The 17,551-nt window shown below is 62.9% G+C and carries 16 protein-coding genes; 2 read left to right on the top strand and 14 right to left on the bottom strand.

Going from position 1 to position 17,551, the window contains the following annotated elements; all coding sequences use genetic code 11:
- Positions 1 to 13: 13 nt before the first annotated feature.
- Positions 14 to 958: a transporter gene (locus tag E8F06_RS23130; RefSeq protein WP_280371430.1), complete on the bottom strand. Its 945-nt coding sequence runs from the start codon at positions 956 to 958 to the stop codon at positions 14 to 16.
- A 489-nt stretch (positions 959 to 1,447) separates the two neighbouring features.
- On the opposite strand from E8F06_RS23130, the gene E8F06_RS23125 reads away from it, so the two are divergent.
- Entirely contained in the window at positions 1,448 to 2,362 is a 915-nt protein-coding gene (locus E8F06_RS23125; protein WP_280371428.1) for a hypothetical protein, read from the top strand.
- A 57-nt stretch (positions 2,363 to 2,419) separates the two neighbouring features.
- Here the strand turns inward: E8F06_RS23125 and E8F06_RS23120 are convergent, their stop codons facing one another.
- From E8F06_RS23120 to E8F06_RS23060, 13 genes are all read right to left on the bottom strand, one after another.
- On the bottom strand, positions 2,420 to 3,115 hold the full coding sequence (locus E8F06_RS23120) for a histidine phosphatase family protein (protein ID WP_280371426.1): 696 nt from the start codon (positions 3,113 to 3,115) through the stop codon (positions 2,420 to 2,422).
- Positions 3,116 to 3,352: 237 nt separating this feature from the next.
- Positions 3,353 to 4,783 carry a glycosyltransferase family 39 protein gene (locus tag E8F06_RS23115; protein ID WP_280371424.1) on the bottom strand — a complete coding sequence of 477 codons (1,431 nt, stop codon included), beginning with the start codon at positions 4,781 to 4,783 and terminating at the stop codon, positions 3,353 to 3,355.
- Between the two features lie 657 nt (positions 4,784 to 5,440).
- Positions 5,441 to 5,902 (bottom strand): PA2169 family four-helix-bundle protein, encoded by a 462-nt coding sequence (locus E8F06_RS23110; RefSeq protein ID WP_280371422.1) that lies wholly within the window; start codon positions 5,900 to 5,902, stop codon positions 5,441 to 5,443.
- A 139-nt stretch (positions 5,903 to 6,041) separates the two neighbouring features.
- Positions 6,042 to 6,482, bottom strand: coding sequence for an ion channel (locus tag E8F06_RS23105; RefSeq protein ID WP_280371420.1), 441 nt, complete (start codon positions 6,480 to 6,482; stop codon positions 6,042 to 6,044).
- Positions 6,483 to 6,494: 12 nt separating this feature from the next.
- A complete protein-coding gene (locus tag E8F06_RS23100; protein WP_280371418.1) occupies positions 6,495 to 7,526 on the bottom strand; it encodes a DUF2955 domain-containing protein in 1,032 nt (343 codons plus the stop codon).
- Positions 7,516 to 8,646, bottom strand: a complete 1,131-nt coding sequence (locus tag E8F06_RS23095) for an HlyD family secretion protein (RefSeq protein ID WP_280371415.1) — start codon at positions 8,644 to 8,646, stop codon at positions 7,516 to 7,518. Before E8F06_RS23095 ends, E8F06_RS23100 begins: the two co-directional genes overlap by 11 nt.
- On the bottom strand, positions 8,643 to 10,178 hold the full coding sequence (locus E8F06_RS23090) for a TolC family protein (protein ID WP_280371413.1): 1,536 nt from the start codon (positions 10,176 to 10,178) through the stop codon (positions 8,643 to 8,645). The genes E8F06_RS23095 and E8F06_RS23090 overlap by 4 nt, the downstream gene beginning before the upstream one ends.
- A gap of 15 nt (positions 10,179 to 10,193) precedes the next feature.
- The gene (locus E8F06_RS23085) at positions 10,194 to 11,303 is read right to left on the bottom strand and encodes an AI-2E family transporter (RefSeq protein WP_280371411.1); all 1,110 of its coding nucleotides are present in this window, start codon (positions 11,301 to 11,303) and stop codon (positions 10,194 to 10,196) included.
- Between the two features lie 397 nt (positions 11,304 to 11,700).
- Positions 11,701 to 12,342: an SCO family protein gene (locus E8F06_RS23080; RefSeq protein ID WP_280371409.1), complete on the bottom strand. Its 642-nt coding sequence runs from the start codon at positions 12,340 to 12,342 to the stop codon at positions 11,701 to 11,703.
- Positions 12,343 to 12,355: 13 nt separating this feature from the next.
- Positions 12,356 to 14,008 carry a multicopper oxidase domain-containing protein gene (locus tag E8F06_RS23075; protein WP_280371407.1) on the bottom strand — a complete coding sequence of 551 codons (1,653 nt, stop codon included), beginning with the start codon at positions 14,006 to 14,008 and terminating at the stop codon, positions 12,356 to 12,358.
- A gap of 355 nt (positions 14,009 to 14,363) precedes the next feature.
- Positions 14,364 to 15,596 (bottom strand): organoarsenical effux MFS transporter ArsJ, encoded by a 1,233-nt coding sequence (gene arsJ / locus E8F06_RS23070; protein WP_280371405.1) that lies wholly within the window; start codon positions 15,594 to 15,596, stop codon positions 14,364 to 14,366.
- Between the two features lie 18 nt (positions 15,597 to 15,614).
- The gene (locus E8F06_RS23065) at positions 15,615 to 16,619 is read right to left on the bottom strand and encodes an ArsJ-associated glyceraldehyde-3-phosphate dehydrogenase (RefSeq protein WP_280371403.1); all 1,005 of its coding nucleotides are present in this window, start codon (positions 16,617 to 16,619) and stop codon (positions 15,615 to 15,617) included.
- Positions 16,620 to 16,677: 58 nt separating this feature from the next.
- Positions 16,678 to 17,034 (bottom strand): metalloregulator ArsR/SmtB family transcription factor, encoded by a 357-nt coding sequence (locus E8F06_RS23060; RefSeq protein WP_280371401.1) that lies wholly within the window; start codon positions 17,032 to 17,034, stop codon positions 16,678 to 16,680.
- A gap of 151 nt (positions 17,035 to 17,185) precedes the next feature.
- Here E8F06_RS23060 and E8F06_RS23055 point away from each other — a divergent pair, with 151 nt between their 5' ends.
- Positions 17,186 to 17,530: a hypothetical protein gene (locus tag E8F06_RS23055; RefSeq protein WP_280371399.1), complete on the top strand. Its 345-nt coding sequence runs from the start codon at positions 17,186 to 17,188 to the stop codon at positions 17,528 to 17,530.
- Positions 17,531 to 17,551 lie beyond the last annotated feature (21 nt).

The raw sequence follows: 17,551 nt of genomic DNA, 5'->3' as shown, positions 1-17,551 counted from the left end.
CCCGCCTGGAAGGTCAAAGCTCGAATGGAATGCTGAGCTTGGCCCACAGCATGTCGCCCTCCGGGCGGTTCTCCACATCGAACTCCTTGGCCCAGCGGATCTCGGCGCTGCAGTACTCGAGGAAGGTGTAGTGGAGTGCCGGGCCGACGGCGAAGACCTGGCCGCGCACGCCGTCGTCCACATCCTCGCCGAAAAACTGCACGGTCCTTCCATGCTGTTTGTCGTCAGTGGTCTGCTTCAGGTAGTAGCCGTTCAGGCCCAGGCGCAGGTTGTCGGTCACCCCATAGCTGGCCGAGTAGTCGAAATGGAAGATCTGCCCGGAGCGATAGTCGGTGTCGTGGTTTTCCTCGTTGAAGCTGTAGGTAGCCTTCAGCGACAGCTCGGTACGTTCCGTGGGTAGCCAGGTGAAGGAAAACAGCGGCTTGTACGTGTAGAAGTTGTTGCTGGTATTGGCCAGCCGATCAGCATCGTAATTGCCAGTGGGAATGGTGATTTCCAGCGCGGCGCCCAGAGTGAGGCTCTTGCCCATGTCCCAGAGGACGATCGGGGCCAGGGTAGTGTCACCGATGCTTTTCCGCTCGTCGTTCAGGCCGAAGGCGGAAACCCGCTGCCGTACGTAGGGAACGGCGACGTAGCCCCCCAGCCGCCCGCCGAAGATCCGCAGTGGGCTCACGTAGTCCAGGCGCGCGGTGATCGAATCCGAGGTGACCTCGGCGCCGGGCACCTCGCCTCCCTGGGAGCTGATGTTCAGCTTTCTGGCTTTGTAATGGTTGTAGTACACGACGAACGCGAACAGGTGATCAGGCAGGTTGTTCACGTCCAGAGGCAGGGTGAAGAAGCCATCGGTTCCAGGCGCAATGTTGTCCACGCCGTTCTCGGTAGCGTGGGCGGAGGCACCGAGGACCAGGATGAGGCAGGTCGCCACGCGCAGTGGCGTATGCGCAAGGTTCGAAGTCATGTTTGCGCTCATCAGCATTGGATACGGAATGGCGGGTTTGGCCCTGCTGTAGGTATAGGCCGATTTGAAATGCCTTGTTGCACCGGCCGTGATCGTTGTGACCAGGCAGGTAACCGAGGGATCAGCGCCGACTCTTGAAGGCTGGGTACGGCAAAGGCAGAGCGCTTGAGCTTTATTTTGAGAAGGGCAACGGCAAAGCAGCAGTTGCCAGCCAGGTTCATTATTTTTTTGGCTAGGGTGGCCTGCGCCAGGAGCTAGCCTCGGATTACCTCCAGCCAGGTGTCCCTACATGATTTAACATAATATAGATTATAGGAAGTATAGTCCTACCACGGGCTAGGCTCAGGGCTGCAGATATCGCTTCGCATAATCGGTGTTATGTTCATTGGCACCTCCTTGATAGCATCCCTCGGGCATCAAGGTTCGTGGTCGCTGGCTGAACCTCGCCTATGCTGAGTCACTCCCTCCAGCCGCATTGGACATTCAGCAATGGACTGCGAATTCGTCGTCGGACTGATCCTCTACACCAACAAGGGCAAGGCTGAACTGGATGACTGTGACCAGTTGCTGCAAGCCCGCTACGGCGACAAGTACGTTTCGGTAAAAGTCGATTTCGGTCATGTAAACAGTCTCGCGTACACAGGTCTGCCGGATATGCCCAACGGCAGTCTTCTGAATGCTGTTTCGGATGTATGGAGTCAACGCCGGGAGTTTTCCGGTGGGCTCGGCTTGTTCATCCAGGCCCATGGCGACGCGACCAACATAGATGCCAGGATTGACAACGCCGTACTGGCGATAACAGCCCTATACGACCTGGGCCTGCGTTTTAGGAAAATAAATGTCGGCTGGTGCTTCAGCGGCGGTAACCCGGGGTTCACCAATGCAGACGCGTCCACCGGCGTCGCCCTAATAAAGCAACTGGTCAGTGCGCTGGGTACCGAAGATGGCACACACCAAGGACTTCACAAGCTGCACGGGGCCACATTCTGCTGCTACATGGCGGCGATCACTTACAAAACGCCCGGCAAGTACCAGAACAGGATCCAGGAGTTCGATGCCAGCTTGCAGGAAAAACCCCGGAATTTCCTCAACAGAAGTTCAAGGCTGACCCACCCTCACATCGCTTCCGGCACTTCTCTCACCGAATATCTCGATTCCCGAAAGCCCGATACAGTGAATCAGAACACGTTGAACAATGTGACATCCCAGATCCAGAACAATAAGAATCTCCAGGACGCTATCAAGGCCGCGGTCGAGTACCTCACCAGGCACAAGAGCGCTTGGAAGGTCGTTGATGGCGCAGTGGTTCGGGTGGGGCTGGACGAATACTCCGATGCGGACTACATCAGGCACATGCATCAGACCATAGTCGTCAGCTATGCGAGACCCTTTCATAACGGCTAGAACGAACCGGTCTTCTCCCCTCCTCTCCCTGCCTCGGCAATCCGTTCCAGGGCCGATTCACTTCGAAGCAGGTGCTGGCGACAGCTTTGACCAACTGGCGACCCCCAGATACCCCATCACCTTGAGCGATTTCTTCGAATCATCAAGGGTGAGAAACAGGGATTCCCCGTAGTTGGGCGTCCGATAGTCCAGGAGCGCCAGGCTGTCTTCCAGTTGGCTCACACACTCACTGTGCGTGACCAGCACCAGGTTTCGATTGGCTTGCTTGTGCCGGACGATCTGGTCGAGAAAAGCTTCCCGGCACTTGGATAGCCAGTCCTGTTGCGGCACGCCTGCGTGGAACATGAAGGCCGAAGTCTGCATCGCCCTGGTCACCGGACTGGTGTAGAGGTCCGTCGACTCCAGGCCGAGCTCCTTGAACTCATTGCCGAGGTCGACCGCGACGTCCACGGCCCGATGAGTGATGCCTTTCTCGGCATCCAGGCAGGGCGCTTCGGAGTGGTCACATCGCTCGACATGACGTACCAGCACGACCAGATCGCCTTGCTTCCAGTGCCTGAGCAGGGATTCGCGCTTCGCCGAGTCGGCGCGGGCCAGGTTCGGGATGCCTCGCTCATGCAGGAATCCCTGGGCCGCCACCGCCGTCGCATAGACGGAAAGCCCGAGCACAATGAACTTCACCTTCTTCGACAGCAGCAGCGACGACCAAGCGACGCGATTTCGCCAACCGGGCGGCAGCTTCAACCTCGACATGCCGCACTCCTCGTAACTGCCAGGGCCGGACGCCCTGCATGCTGGTACTCCGCCAGGACCTGCTTTCCCACTAACTGCAACATCGTCTGGCCCCCTTCAGGCAGGTACAGGAATGATGGGCAGCGCTGTTTGAAAAAAACGTCAAAGAGACGTTACGAATTCGAGAAATCGGACCAGAACGCTCCAGGTGTTATCGCTTTGGACCCTGTTCCCCGCGCCCTCCTCCACCCATGACGATCAGTGGCCCGAGCACCTTGCACCGAGCGCGATCAACCAGGCTTCCTTGCCGTGTTTCAGGAAGGGTTTGAAGTGTTCCGTGACGCAGGGCTCCAGTGCTTGCAAAGGCGCGGGAATCGCGCCTGAGACGAAGAGCTGTACATCTTGCGCGGTTACGGTTTGAGCCTCTTCTGCCGCCAATGGCTTGACTGGACGCCCTGCGTAGTACACCAGGCGCATATCCGGTTCACCGAGGCTGTACAGCGCCTGGGCCGGATGCGCCTGAACCGTCTCGCTGATTCGCGGCAGCGCCTCCACCCGGTAGGCGAAGACCCTGGGCTCCAGGATGGCGAAGAAGACAATGAATCCACCCAGGACGAACATCGGCAGCCAGGCCAGTACGCGCTGTTTCCAGCCCTGCCAGGCATCGAGCAACCTGAGCCAGTGCCAGGCCAGCAACAGCGCCATTGCCGGATAGATCGGCAGCAGGTACTTGGCGTGCTTGTCACTGAAGGCTGAGAAAATCACCAGCGGGACCAGGACAACACAGGCCAGCAACATCAGCTCGCCGTTGCCACGAATGCTCTTCCACAGTTGTCGCGGACGCACGAAGAGCAGCAGCCAGAATGGGAAAAAGTCACCCGCCAGATACCCCAGGTAGGCGTACCAGGGCTCTCCGTGGCTGCCGCCAACCTTGTTGACGATGTCCTGCTGCAGGATCGACGCCCAGATGCCGATGCCTTGCTGAAAAGTCACCACGCAGTACCAGGAAGCGCCTATGGCCAGGGCGATCAACCAACCCAGGCGATCGCATAGCAAAGCCCTGGCACGGCTTGATCGCTGGAGAATCGCGAATGTCAGTAGCGGCGCCGTCACCAGCAACAAGCTGACCGGCCCCTTGGTCAGCAAGCTGCATCCCAGCAGCGCATAGCTGAGCAGGACCCACCGCCGCCGCGTGTCGTGGAACACATAGAACCAGGCCGCCAGTAGTGCCAGGAAGCAGAAGCCGGTCAGCGTCATTTCGATTTCGGCACGCCGGGCAAAGATACTGAAGCCCGCGTTTGCGGCCAGGAATATGCACGCGAGTACACCGACGCGCGGGCCGGCAATCCGGCTACCCGCCAGGTAGACGCCTGCCAGCACCGCCAATGCCGATAGCGCCGAGGGCAATCGCATGGCCCATTCGGACACGTGTCCCGACAGTTCCACCGGCAGCAGGGCCAGCCAGTAGAAGAGCGGCGGCTTTGCCAGGTAAAGCTCGCCGTTCATGTGCGGGATCATCCAGTCGCCGGCCTCGTACATCTCCCGTACGGTCACGGCGCGCCTGGCTTCATTGACACTCAGGAATGGGATGTCGCCGCTGCCCCACAGGCAAAGCAGCATTAGCAGAGCAATGAACAGCAGACCCCAGAACCACCGTTCCCGTACTGATTCCATTTCCATCGTCAGCATTTTTGCCGGTCCTGCATTGGCCCTATCGAGACTCTTCGATCACCTCCCCGGACCGCCTGCGCCGCCGTGAGGCGGGATGGGCACGGCGCTTGAGCGCTTCCATGACAAGGATTCGAGGATGAAAGCGTGAATTGCAGGCGAGCCTATGCAGCGGCGCGTGAAGGTAGCGTCAGGTCTGTGTGAAGAATTCGTTGAGAGAAGGCCGCGTGCATTGCGGACGCGGGAATGAAGAAGCCCCGGCCAGTGGGCTGACCGGGGCTTTGTTCAGGGGGAGTCATCGACGCTCAAAGGCACTACCTGTCGAGGGACGAAGCTTCTTCGGCGCCACGTCAAACCGCTGGTGCGCGCGGCGCACCCTACCGGGTCGGCTTCATCCTGCTGGCCCGGGCATTCGAGTCGACACAGGCAGAGCCACACTGACTGCTCTCCTGCGCTGCTTGCGGCGGCGTGCCGCCAGGGATGTCACGACCTTCACGCCAAAACGCTTTTCGGGCACCCAACTGTTGCCAGGATCGCTCATGAGCAACCTCCTCACGTTGTCGTTCCTGTTGCAGTCGACACACTCGCGTTGGCAATGATTCAGGCTTTCCGCCGACCGACTCGGCGTGGCCCGCACGAGCCACACCGATGTTGGAAATGAGCCAGTCGTTTCTGTAGTCAGCCCGCACGTGCGCCGTTGCGCATGGCGCGGATCTCCGCGTGATTGCGCTGTACACCTTCGTACTGGCGCTCGACCATGGCGCGGATCTCGGTGGGCAATGTCTGATGCAGGGCCTCGGCGTACTGCTTTGCCGCCAGTGTTCCGTCACGCTCGGCCTCATCGAAGATGACTTGTTCGTCCTTGCCGGAGACCAGGGATTTAAGGTCGACCCAGCGGCGATGCAGTTCGCCGCTGACGCTGGCGTTGTGCCCGGGTTTGCCGCCGAGTTCCACCACTGAACGCTGCAACTCGGTAGCAGAGCTGCCGCATTCCTTCGAACGGGTCGTGAACCATTCCTGCAAGTCCGGCCGCTTGGCGTCCGCGGCACAGGACTTGAAGTCGGCTTCTCCGTCCTTGCAGGTCTCGATCAGGGTATTGAGGGTGCGGATGATATCTTCGCGATCGTCTGGATTGTCCATGGGGCTTGCTCCCGGCCTGGCGCCGACGATGCCGCGTCGAGCCAATAGGTGGCTGAAAGGCCCGCGTGGGGCCTACCCAGATTCCGACGCACCACCGGGGTAATTCGTTCAGACTTTTTTTTGGGGTGGGCGCCCTGCCCTAACCCTGATGTCGCTGCTCGAACGCGCGCTTGAGCACATCCGTGACGGTGGCCGTCATCACCGCCGTCGACACACCGAACATCAAAATGCCGTTGGCGGCTTCCAGCGGTCCCAACAGCCGCCACTCCGCGCTCATGACCATATCGCCGTAGCCCAGCGTGGCGAAGTTCACCCCTGAGTGGTAGACCGCCGTGGCGAAGTCCTCGAACTCCCCCAGCGCCAGGAACAGCACGCCCCAGACGCCCATCTGGACGAAATTACCCAGCAACATCACCAGCATGACCAGCGACAGCAGCAGGGTGTTGTGCCACATGGACTCCTGCCCCGTCCGGCGCCGCATGTAACGAACGTAGGGGCGCAGCCCGTACGCCACGAATATCGCCTGCAGCACCAGGCAAAGCACCATCACGGGGATTCCCACCAGCAGATCGACAAACATTGGAACTACCTCTCAAGGGGCTGCGCGGCGCTGCCGGTGGAACCGCCGACGGTCGATCAGGTACACCGCCGCGCAGGCATACAGGGTGACGGCGATGAACAGCGCCATGCGCACCGCGAAGGCGGTGTACACGTCCTTGCCGGACTCGCTGTCCTGCACCGACTGGCCCAGCAGGATGATCAGGGTCACCAGCGTGTTCATCCAGAACCCCGGCGTCTGCTGGGTCGCCGCCAGGGCGTAGAGCCGGCGGCCCAGCACCAGGCCGAATAGCAGCATCCAGAGAAAGAACATCCACAGATGGGGAAACAGGCTCAGGGCGCTCCAGAACAGGATTGCCAGCAGGCCGCCGAGTAGCGTCGAACCCAGCAGCTCGCGGCCAGCGGTGCGGGCCGAGGTGCCGCAGACCTGCTGGCCGAGGCTGACCGACTTCATGATCAGCGGCATGTAGCTGCTCGGGTCGATCAGCGCGAGAAGAAAGGCCGGCAGCACCACCAGCGCGGCTCGCAGGGCTATCCAGGCGGACTCGCTGGCGTCCAGCACCGGGCGGGGTCGCGCCGCCGGGGCATCTGCGGGCTCCGGGAACAATGCGTGGCTGACCAGGGACACCAGCACGGCAAGCAGCATGCCCTTGGCCAGGGCCTCGATTACGGTGACCGCGAGGGGAAAAAGAAAGGTGCCCGCCGCAGAGATCATCGTCAGGCCGACCACGAGGAATTGCGTCACCAGCGGATTGCCCCCGCGCAAGCCGTGGCGGAAACAGAGGAACAGGCACAGGCCCACCAGCAGCACCCCGGCGGGTGGCGCGTGTTGCAGCAGCGGGATCATCAGCAGGCCGGTGCCGGTGGTGAGCATGATCACCAGGGCCAGCGCCGGGGCGGCCTTCAGGGGCAACGGACGGTTGTTCGTCACCAGCAGCAGGAGCGCGAAGATCGGCGCCAGGAAGGGAATCGGCAAGGCCATGCCGAAGCTCACCGCCAGGGCCAGGGCGACACCGCTGGCCAGGCGCAAGGCGCGCCGGCCGCGCGGGTCGTGCTCAGTAGGCATAGGACAGCCAGCTCATCAGTCGGATGAACAAGCGGCCCAGGGGATTGAGCGGATTGCCCTCGATGGGGAAGGCCATGACCTCCGCCTGGCCGCCAACGCGCAAGCCACGCAGCTGATCCAGCTCACCGGGCGCGAACTCCACGATGACCGGGAAGCGTTGCGCCGGTCGCAGCCAGTCACGGCTGTTCTCCACCGTCGGCAAGGTTCCGGGCGCCGGGGCCTGGCCCACGCTGACGCCGTAACCGACGCTGCGCACCCGACCTTCGAATACCCGCCCCGGAAATGCATCGAGCACGATGGCCACCGGGCTGCCCACCTCGACGTGGCCCAGGTTGTTCTCGGTCATCTCGGCGCTCAGCCAGAGGTCATGGATGGCGATCAGGGTCATCACCGGACTGCCCGCCCCGACGTACTGACCGACATCCGTGCGCAGGTCGGTGATCAGACCGGCGGAACGCGCCTTAACACGCGTGTTGGCTTCATCGAGCTGGGCCTTTTCCAGTGCGGTGGCGGCGCTGCGCAACTGCGCGTTCTCCTCCTCGCTGCCGCCCTGCTGCTCGCGGGCCCGCTGCACTTCGGCACGGGCCGCGGCCACCTGGCTTCTGGACTGTTCCAGGGTGGCGCGCGCCACTTCCAGGCGGCGCACGGAGATGGTGCCCGGATCTTCCCGGTAGAGCCGTTCGAGGCGATCGCTGTCCTGGCGGGCCTTGACCTCGTTGGCCTGGGCCGCCCGCAGCGAGGCCAGGGCCGAGTCGATGGCGGCGGTACTGGCGCCGATCTGCCGACGCATGGTTTCCAGGTCAGCGCGAGCGCGATCGGCGGCGATGCGGTACTGCGCCGGGTCCAGCTCGAAGAGCACCGCGCCCGCTTCCACGTCCTGGTTGTTGCGCACATTCACCTTGGTGACCCTTCCTGCGACTTCCGCCGCCACCGGCACCACAAAGGCCTGCACGCGGGCCTGCTGGGTATAGGGGGTGAAGCGGTCCGCCAGCAGGTACCAGACCAGCGTCAGGACGATGACCAGCGCCACCCAGCGCGTTCCCTTCGCCGCCGCATCGGGCTTACCCGTGGGCTCGGACTGGCTCGGCGCCTCGGCCTGCGCCTGCGATTGCTCGCTCATTCTCGTTCACCTTGTTCGCTATCGGAGACCGGCCGGGCCGGAGGCGGCTCGTCCAGCAGGTCGTCCCAGTCGGTCCGTTGCTGCATCTGTTTGCGGGTGGCGTCGTCGATCATCGGGCCGTCCCGGTACCAGCCGCCGCCGAGGGCCTTGTACAGGCCGATCAGGTTGCTGACGGCGTCGCTGCGGCTGAGCAGGTAACTCTCCTGCTGCTGGAACAGTTCGCGCTGGGCGTCCAGCACCCGCTGAAAGTCGGCGAACCCCTCGCGGTACTGGGCGTTGGCCAGGTCCAGGGAGCGCAGCGCGGCCAGGGCGCTCTCGCGGCGGATGCTCTCGCTTTCCAGTGCCTTGGCCAGACCGGTGGCGGCGTCGTCGGCTTCCCGCGCTGCCTGGCGCACACGGTCGCGATAGGCCTCGATCAATTGCTGCAGGCGTGCGTCCTGCACCCGTACATCGTTCTTGATGCGGCCATGATCGAAGACGTTCCAGGCAATGCTGGGGCCGGCGACCAGATCCAGGCTGTCCGGCACGCCGTCGAGTGTCGAGGCGCTCCAGGCGATGCTGCCCAGCAGCGTCACCGAGGGGTAAAGGTCGGTTTCGGCAACACCGATCAGCGCCGACTGGGCGGCCACCGCCAATTCGGCGGCGCGCACATCCGGGCGGCGCAGCAGCAGGTTCGCCGGTACGTCCTGCAGGACGGCGCGATCCAGCAGCGGCACCTGCCCTTCCCCGCCCGACAGCTCAGGCAGCGGTCCGGGCGGGCGGCCGATCAGCACGGCGAGGGTGTTGCGCGTCCGCTGGAGCTGGGCTTCGAGGTCCGGAATGGTCGCCAGGGTGCCCAGGTACTGGGTCTTGGCCTGCTGGAAGTCCAGTTCCGAGCTGTCACCGCTGTGGAACAGGCGCTCGGTGATCTCGAAACTGCGCTTCTGTCGCTCAGCGTTCTCCTGGGCGATGCCCAGGCGGGCTTCGAAGGTGCGCATGACGAAATAGGTATCCGCCACCTGGGCACGCAGGAGCACCAGGACATCTTCATAGTTGGCGCGGGCGGCGAAGTAGGCGGCGTCGGCCGATTCGATGGCGCGGCTGAAGCGCCCCCAGAAGTCCAGTTCCCAGGCGATATCGAACCCTGTGCTGTACTGCCAGGAGTGGGTGTCGCGGGGGTTCTGGCCACCAGACTGGTTACGGTCCAGGTAGAGACTGTCGGCACTGACCTGCTGGAATTGCGGATAGCGGCCGCTCACGGCGATGCCCAACTGCGCGCGGGCCTCCATCACTCGCAGGCCGGCGATTTCCAGGTTGGCGTTATAGGCGTCCGCCTCGGCGATCAGCCCATCGAGGATCGGGTCCTCGAACACCTGCCACCACTGGACGAAGTCCGGTTGTGGGCGGTTGAGGCTGATCTGCTCCATCGCCGGGCTGTTCCAGTGCTCCACCCAGGGCTCGCGCGGCGACTGGAAGTCGGGGCCCAGGCGTACGCAGCCGCCAAGGCCCAGAGCACCCAGCAGCAGAAGACGCAGGCAGGAAGGATGAGCCATGGCGCCCGTTCCGGGTCAGGCCGCTCGCTCCTCTTCTTCCGCGTCTTCCTGAGCCTTCGGCTGGTCCTCCACCCAGTGCCAGAACAGCATGTAGCCCACCGCCAGGAGCACCGGCCCGATGAACAGCCCGATGATGCCGCCGGTGACCATGCCGCCCAGGGCGCCGATCAGCACCACCGGCATCGGTACGTTCACTCCACGGCCCAGCAGCAGCGGCTTGAGGATATTGTCGGACATGCCGGCAATGAAGCTGTAGACGGCGAACACGACGGTGCCGACGGTGGCCCCTTCCGTGGCGAAGACGAAGATGATTGCCGGAATCGTGAGCAGCACCACCGGCAATTGCATGATGCCCAGCAGCAGGACCATCAGCGCCAGCAGGCCGGCGCCCGGAATACCCATGAGAACGAAACCGACGCCAACCAGCAGCATCTGGATGAAGGCAATGCCCACCACGCCCTGAGCCACGGCACGGATGGTCGAGGTGCACAGCTGGGCGATCTGCGGCCCACGATCCGGACCGGAAATCCGCGAGGCGATCTGCACGGCGCTGCGGTGGCCGTTCTCGCCAAAGGCCATGAAGATACCGCCCACGATCAGCGCGGCGATGAACAGCAGGAAGCCCGCGCCAACGCCGGCCAGCTTGCCGAACAGGCCCAGGCCGAAGCCGCGCAGGTGCGGCAGTAGTTGCTTGAGCAGACTGGTCAGGTCGCTGGACGCACGCTGCCAGAAGTCAAACAGCGGCTGGCCGATCAACGGCCAACTGGCAACGGATTCGTTCGGCGCCGGTACCTGCAGGTTGCCGCTCTTGATCAGTTCGATGGCCGCCTGCACCGACTCAGCCATGGAAGACGCCAGCATGTAGATAGGCACCATCAGCAGGATCAGCGAGACGACCACGATCAACGTGGCCACGTGCCCGTCACGCAGGCCCAGTCGGGATTTGATGCTCAGATGCAGCGGATAGAAGGTGACGCCCAGGATCATTGCCCAGAGCATCAGGTTCAGAAAAGGACGGAACACCTCGTAACAGGAGATGGCCAGGATCGCCACCAGCCCCGCTCGAATGAGCACATCCATCAATCCGCGGGACAGGATCCTTTCTGAAACGGCATTCGGCAGCATTTAACTCTCCTTCTGCTGTGGCACTCGGGCGAGAACAACCGGACTTGGCGGTGACCCGGCGGGCAAGGGCGGAGATCCTCAGGTCACGCCGGCTCTGATCCAAATCATTTCTGTTCAATGATCGTCATTTCTGCCGGAATTCCGGCCTCGACATCCCTTTCGGGTCATGCGCGCTGCAGCGTCGACCTTCCACTGCCAATACGGCTGAGTTCCAGCATAGTCGCTGCAAAGGAACTGGCAGGCTCTACGCCGTTATCTTTAGCCGGCCTGGCGCCTTCCTGCAGGGGCCAACTCATGTGCGCGGGCCAGCAGGATGAAGCCGATCCTACGGGCTGCCAAGCGATTGAAATCGCCCCCACAACCTTCCTCTAGGGGCGAATTCGTTCGCCACGGGGAACTACGTTGCACCCTCCAACGCGCTGGTAGGCTGGTACCGGGTCACCACCATCGCGGTATCCACATGGTTGATGGTGGTGATGATGCGCCTGGCATCGCACCGGGCCGGGGCCATGGCCCAGCGGTTGGTGCGGTCGTTGCCGATGCGCAGCATCGCGGTGTGATTGGACAGCAGGTTGTCCACCTCCGGCACCGGGTCATAGAAGCCCAGGCTGTAACGAAGGCGGCGGACGTCCTCCGCCCTGCCCGTCAGGAACAACCAGCCCGGCCGCGCACCATAGCGTTGCGCGTACGCCTTGAGCGCCTCGGGCGTATCCAGCTCCGGCTGCAGGCTGATGGAGTAGAGAAAGACATCGCGCCCCAGCCGCTCGCCCAGCAAGGGCTGCAGCATGCGCAGGTTGGCGATGGTGGTTGGGCAACTCCCTTCGCACTGGATGTACATCATGCTGATGGCCACTACCTTGCCGCGCACAAGGTCGTCATAGAAACGCAGCTGACGACCATGCTGGTCCTGGAGTGCAACATTGGGGAAGCGGCCGCGTGGCCTTTGGCCAGGCAGCGCGCGCTCCGGCATCGAATACCAGAGCGCGCCACCCAGCGCGGCGGTCGCCATGCTGCTTAACACCATGCGTCGAGTGTTCATGGTTCGCCTCCGGTTAAGGGGTTGTCGTGCCGGACGAACCAGGGCCCGCGCTCGGCGAAGGCCCGGAACTGTCTGCTTCGATGTCCCAGCGGGCCATCATGGCGTGGTCCTCGTGGATCAGGTTGTGACAGTGGATGGGGTACTTGCCGAGGAAGTCGCGAAAGCGCAGGAAGACCCTGATGGTCATGTCCTCGCCCAGTACATAGACATCCTTGCGCCCCTGCTCATGGGGCAGCACGGGCACCGCGCGGCCAAGGACGGTCTTGCCGAGGATGCGGCCCTCTTCGAAATGCACGTGGATAGGGTGATCCCAGCCGTCCTCGGGGTTCACGAACTCCCAGATTTCCGCGCCGCCCTGAGGGATGTCGGCATTTACCCTGTCGGGGTCGAAGAACCGCCCGTTGACCGCCCAGAGGCCGCTGTCGCGCTCGAACACCCAGCGCCGGACGGGCGCTGCCGCAAGCTCGGCTGGGTCCAGTGGGCGCAGCTCCCTGAGGAGATCGGGCACCTGGCTGAGATCCTGTTCGGGCGGAGCCCGGTCAACGATGAACTTCAGCACACGCACGCCCGGGCGGCGTACGTCCTTGGGCTGGCGAGTGTCCTCGGGGCGGTGGGTGAGGCGATTGACCAGATAGAGCTCGGTGCCCAACGGGTAGACGGAGAAGTCCACCACTATGTCGCCGCGCTCGGCCACGCCGAGCCGCACACTCCTCTGGTTGCGAAGTGGCGCCGGCAGCAGGTTGCCGTCGTTGGCAATGTAGGTGAAGGCCTGTTCCCGATCGGCCGGGGTTACCAGGTAGAACTCGTAGAAGTGGCTCGGGCCGCCATTGAGCAGACGGAATCGGTACTTGCGCGCGGCGACCCGCAGCACCGGTTCGATGATGCCATTCACCGTGATCTTGTCGCCCAGCACGCCCTCCGGGCTGACCTGGTCCCAGAACAGAATGCCGTCAGGGGCAAAACGCTTGTCGCTGAAGGCCAGCGGGTAGTCATAAGGATGGCTCGGCAGGCGCAGCGCAGCGGGGTTGGGATCGCGCTCATTGCCCGAGTCGATGTCGTCAAACAGCAGGTAGAAGCCCAACAGGCCCTTGTAGACATTGGCTGCGGTGAAATCCATGGTGTGGTCGTGATAGAAGAGCGAGCCCAAGGCCTCCCGCGAGTCGCCGATGCCGTTCTGGAATTCGTCCAGGCCGGCGTAGATGTTGCCGTACAGGTGGTCGAGGAATTCACCGGCAGCGGACAAGTTTGGCCCCGCTTTCACCGCGCTGTAGAAGTCCCCCGGAAAGCCGTCGCTCTCGGAGCCCGTATGCGCGTTGTGCAGGTGGGTGGCGATTTCCGGAGTGCCGAACCCCTGGTGGTCCTGGGGCAGTTGGTTGCGGATGCGTACCAGGATCGGCTGGCCGTAGTGGGCAAAGAATGTCGGCCCCGGCGTGGTGACCTCGGTATTGCCCCTGAAACCCCAGATGGGCTGGGGCGGATACGCCGGATTGAACACCCAGTCCGGGCGCTCCAGGGCCGTGAGCTCGTAGGTCAGCTCAAAGCCCAGTTGGGCGAAGCGTTGGTGGGCTGCACGACCAGCCTCGCCGGCGTCGATGTTCGCGGTTTCGGTAGGTACCGGGTCCAGAGTGACCGGCAGTATCGGCGTTATCTCGGTGGGCAGCTCCATCGCCCATGGAATGGTGGGTGGGCTCGGCGGTAGCAGCAGACGCTCGTCGTCATCATCCGAGCTGAGGGCATTGCCGGCGAATGGAGCAGCAACCGCGGCTGCCGTGAGTTTGAGGAATGTCCGTCTCGTTCTTGGCGAGGGTTCTTGTTCTTTCCCTGTTCTTCGCTCTAGTCCTGAAACTGCAGTTTTCATCATGCCTCCCTCCCCCCAATGACCGGTTTGTCAAAGAAATGGGCAGAAGCGCCGGCTTCAATTTTGCGCCGTTAAATTGACGCAAATGAGCACTTATTCGTATGAAAGTGTTTCAGAGCCATAGATTTGGCTCACACGTGACTGAGCTGAAACCGCGACGAAATCAGGTGCGGTCCACCCGACTTGCTGCGTGCCGAGGCAAGGCGTAGGAGATTGCGGCTGCCATCAGGACGAACAACGTGGAAATCCACAAGCAGGCTTCCATGCCATGGGCCTGGTAGACCCAGCCGGACAACAAGGTACCCAGCAACCGGCCCAGGGCGTTGGACATGTAGTAGAAGCCCACGTCCAGCGATACCCCGTCCTCCTTGGCATAGCTGACGATCAGGTAGCTGTGCAGCGACGAATTCACCGCAAACAGCACGCCGAACAGCATCAATCCTCCCAGCAGCACGGCCTGGGTCGAGCTACTTACCGCAAGTCCGAGGGCAATCGCCGCCGGCACTACTGCCAGCATGGCGGCCCAGGCAAAGGCGGCGCGACCATCCGGCACATGTCCGCGCTGCTTGCCGGTAAGGGCTGGCGCCAGGGACTGCACGATGCCGTAGCCGATGATCCAGGCCGCGAGGAAGCCGCCGACCAGCCAGAAGTCCCAGCCAAATGCCGTGCTCAGGTAGACCGGCAGCGCCACCACAAACCAGACATCGCGGGCTCCAAAGAGGAACAGGCGCGCCGCCGAGAGCACGTTTACCGCCCGGCTTTTCGACAGGATGTCGCGGAATTTCGGCTTCGCCTTGGCCTTGCCCAGGTCCTTCTTCAGCATCACCAGGCTGCCGAGCCAGATCAGGGCCAGCACTGTCGCCATGGCAAACACCGCTCCCGTGAAGCCCAGCAGCGCCAGCAAGACGCCCCCGAGGAAGAAGCCCACACCCTTCAGGGCATTCTTCGAGCCGGTGAGGATGGCCACCCACTTGTAGAGGGTGCCCTGTTGGTTGCCTGGCACCAGGAGCTTGATCGAACTCTTGGCGCTCATCTTGTTGAGATCCTTGGCGATGCCCGACAGGGCCTGCGCCCCCATCACCCAGGGAATGGTGAGCCAGGCTGCCGGTACGGTGAGCATCAGCAACGCCACGACCTGCATCCCGAGACCGATGTTCATGGTGCGGTTCAGCCCCAGGCGAGCGCCGAGGTAGCCGCCCACCAGGTTGGTGAAGACGCCGAAGATCTCGTAGAACAGGAATAGCGCGGCAATCTGAAGCGGCGTGTAGCCCAGCGTGTGGAAGTGCAGCACCACCAGCATGCGCAGGGCACCGTCGGTGAGGGTGAAGGCCCAGTAGTTGCCGGTTACCAGCAGGTATTGGCGGACATCCGGAGACAGACCTGACAACGCATTCATGATCGCCGCTCGTCCTTATCAGACTGCCAGACCGACCAGCTTGGCCAGCTCGACAGTTCGATTGGCGTAGCCCCACTCGTTGTCGTACCAGGCATAGAGCTTCACCTGGGTGCCGTTGACCACCATGGTCGACAGCGCGTCGATGATCGACGAGCGCGGGTCGGTGCGGTAGTCGATGGACACCAGCGGACGCTCCTCAAACCCGAGGATGCCCTTCAGCTCGTTGTCGGCGGCGGTTTTGAGCAGTTGATTGACCTCCTCCACCGTGGTCGCCCGCTCCACCTCGAACACGCAATCGGTCAGCGAGGCATTGGCCAGCGGCACGCGCACGGCATGGCCATTCAGCCGGCCACGCAATTCGGGGAAGATTTCCGCGATGGCCGTGGCCGAACCGGTGGTGGTGGGAATCAGGCTCATGCCCGAGGCACGGGCCCGGCGCAGATCCTTGTGCGGCTGGTCGAGGATGCTCTGGGTATTGGTCAGGTCGTGGATGGTGGTGATGGAGCCGTGACGGATACCCAGCTTCTCGTGGATCACCTTGACCACCGGCGCGAGGCAGTTGGTGGTGCAGGACGCGGCAGTGACGATGCGATGCTCAGCCGGATCGAACAGATGCTGGTTCACGCCCATGACCACGTTGAGCGCGCCCTTCTCCTTCACCGGGGCGCTCACCACGACCCGCTTTACGCCCTGATCCAGGTAGGCCTGGAGCACCGCAACCGTCTTCATCTTGCCGCTGGCCTCGATCACCAGATCGCAATCCGACCAGTCGGTGTCGGCGATGGCTTTGTTGGTGCTGACCTGGATGCGCTTGCCGCCGATGACCACGCAATCGCCTTCGGCACCGGCCTCGTGGTGCCAGCGGCCATGCACCGAGTCGAAGTTCAGCAGGTGGGCGTGGGTGGCGGCGTCACCCGCCGGGTCGTTGATGCGGACGAATTCGAACTCCGGCCAGCCCCAGGCGGCCCGCAGGGCCAGGCGACCGATGCGGCCGAAGCCGTTGATACCGACTTTGATGCTCATGTAGGTGTGCTCAGTGGTTGCAAAGGAAGAAGGATCAATCGCCTGTCGCAGTGGGCGCTCAGCAGCAGGCCGCGGTCCGTTCCGGGCGGCCGCCCATCGCATCCAGGCGCGTGACATCCGCGGTCAGCCAGCCCTGGTTGGCGTCCAGTGCACTGTTCAGCACGCTGTGTACCCAGTCCGGGAGGTCGGGATGCAGGCGGTAGTGCACCCACTGGCCCTGGCGGCGATCCGCCAGCAGCCCGCTGGTACGCAACTGCGCGAGGTGGCGGGAAATCTTCGGCTGACTTTCGCCGAGCGCACTGGTCAGCTCGCAGACGCACAGCTCGCCCTCACGCGCGATAAGCAGCATCAGTCGTGCCCGGGTCTCATCGGCCAGGGCCTTGAACACGGCAGTTGGGGTCAGGAGATTTGCCATGGGAACCTCTACGAGGGAGACGGCAATGAATATATGGAAAAGTGAATATATGGATTTCCGCATGTAAAGCAACACCACCGAAGCCAGGCCGCCGAAATTCTGATGCGTGGACAATTGCGACGCCCACCAGCCACGAACTAAACTCCGCCGCATGAAACGGTGCCTGCGCGTTTTCTTCTTCTTCCTGATCAGCCTGTCGCTTCCCTTGACCGGGATGGCGGGCGTCGAAGCGCCGACCGAGCCCTGCCCCATGCAAGCCAGCGGCATGAGCCACATGGCCGACATGGATGAGGATTGCTGCCACGACATGGGCAAGATGGCCGAGCATGGCAAGAAGGCCTGCAAGTCCGGTCAGGAATGCAAGACCGGCAGCATGCTCCAGGTTTCCGTCCTCAAACCGCCCGTCACCCACAACGGACCCGTACTGGCCATCGCCCCTTCCCAAGCGATACCTGACCGCTCCCCTGCCGATCTCTGGCGACCTCCCACCGCCTGATTCCTCTCCTGAGCTGAATTC

Source organism: Pseudomonas sp. BN411 (assembly GCF_029871235.1).
In the GTDB taxonomy this organism is placed as follows: Bacteria; Pseudomonadota; Gammaproteobacteria; order Pseudomonadales; family Pseudomonadaceae; genus Metapseudomonas.
Note: the sequence above shows the minus strand (reverse complement) of the source record. Positions and strands in the feature narration are given on the sequence as shown.

Bases quoted from the DNA above. Each gene is read 5' to 3' on its own strand.
- E8F06_RS23075 (WP_280371407.1), bottom strand. From the start codon at position 14,008: ATGGAGCTGCCCACCGAGATAACGCCGATACTGCCGGTCACTCTGGAC.
- E8F06_RS23100 (WP_280371418.1), bottom strand. From the start codon at position 7,526: ATGCCTACTGAGCACGACCCGCGCGGCCGGCGCGCCTTGCGCCTGGCC.
- E8F06_RS23085 (WP_280371411.1), bottom strand. From the start codon at position 11,303: ATGCTGCCGAATGCCGTTTCAGAAAGGATCCTGTCCCGCGGATTGATG.
- E8F06_RS23110 (WP_280371422.1), bottom strand. From the start codon at position 5,902: ATGGACAATCCAGACGATCGCGAAGATATCATCCGCACCCTCAATACC.
- E8F06_RS23130 (WP_280371430.1), bottom strand. From the start codon at position 958: ATGACTTCGAACCTTGCGCATACGCCACTGCGCGTGGCGACCTGCCTC.
- E8F06_RS23090 (WP_280371413.1), bottom strand. From the start codon at position 10,178: ATGGCTCATCCTTCCTGCCTGCGTCTTCTGCTGCTGGGTGCTCTGGGC.
- arsJ (WP_280371405.1), bottom strand. From the start codon at position 15,596: ATGAATGCGTTGTCAGGTCTGTCTCCGGATGTCCGCCAATACCTGCTG.
- E8F06_RS23060 (WP_280371401.1), bottom strand. From the start codon at position 17,034: ATGGCAAATCTCCTGACCCCAACTGCCGTGTTCAAGGCCCTGGCCGAT.
- E8F06_RS23065 (WP_280371403.1), bottom strand. From the start codon at position 16,619: ATGAGCATCAAAGTCGGTATCAACGGCTTCGGCCGCATCGGTCGCCTG.
- E8F06_RS23115 (WP_280371424.1), bottom strand. From the start codon at position 4,783: ATGCTGACGATGGAAATGGAATCAGTACGGGAACGGTGGTTCTGGGGT.
- E8F06_RS23125 (WP_280371428.1), top strand. From the start codon at position 1,448: ATGGACTGCGAATTCGTCGTCGGACTGATCCTCTACACCAACAAGGGC.
- E8F06_RS23095 (WP_280371415.1), bottom strand. From the start codon at position 8,646: ATGAGCGAGCAATCGCAGGCGCAGGCCGAGGCGCCGAGCCAGTCCGAG.
- E8F06_RS23080 (WP_280371409.1), bottom strand. From the start codon at position 12,342: ATGAACACTCGACGCATGGTGTTAAGCAGCATGGCGACCGCCGCGCTG.
- E8F06_RS23120 (WP_280371426.1), bottom strand. From the start codon at position 3,115: ATGTCGAGGTTGAAGCTGCCGCCCGGTTGGCGAAATCGCGTCGCTTGG.
- E8F06_RS23105 (WP_280371420.1), bottom strand. From the start codon at position 6,482: ATGTTTGTCGATCTGCTGGTGGGAATCCCCGTGATGGTGCTTTGCCTG.
- E8F06_RS23055 (WP_280371399.1), top strand. From the start codon at position 17,186: ATGAAACGGTGCCTGCGCGTTTTCTTCTTCTTCCTGATCAGCCTGTCG.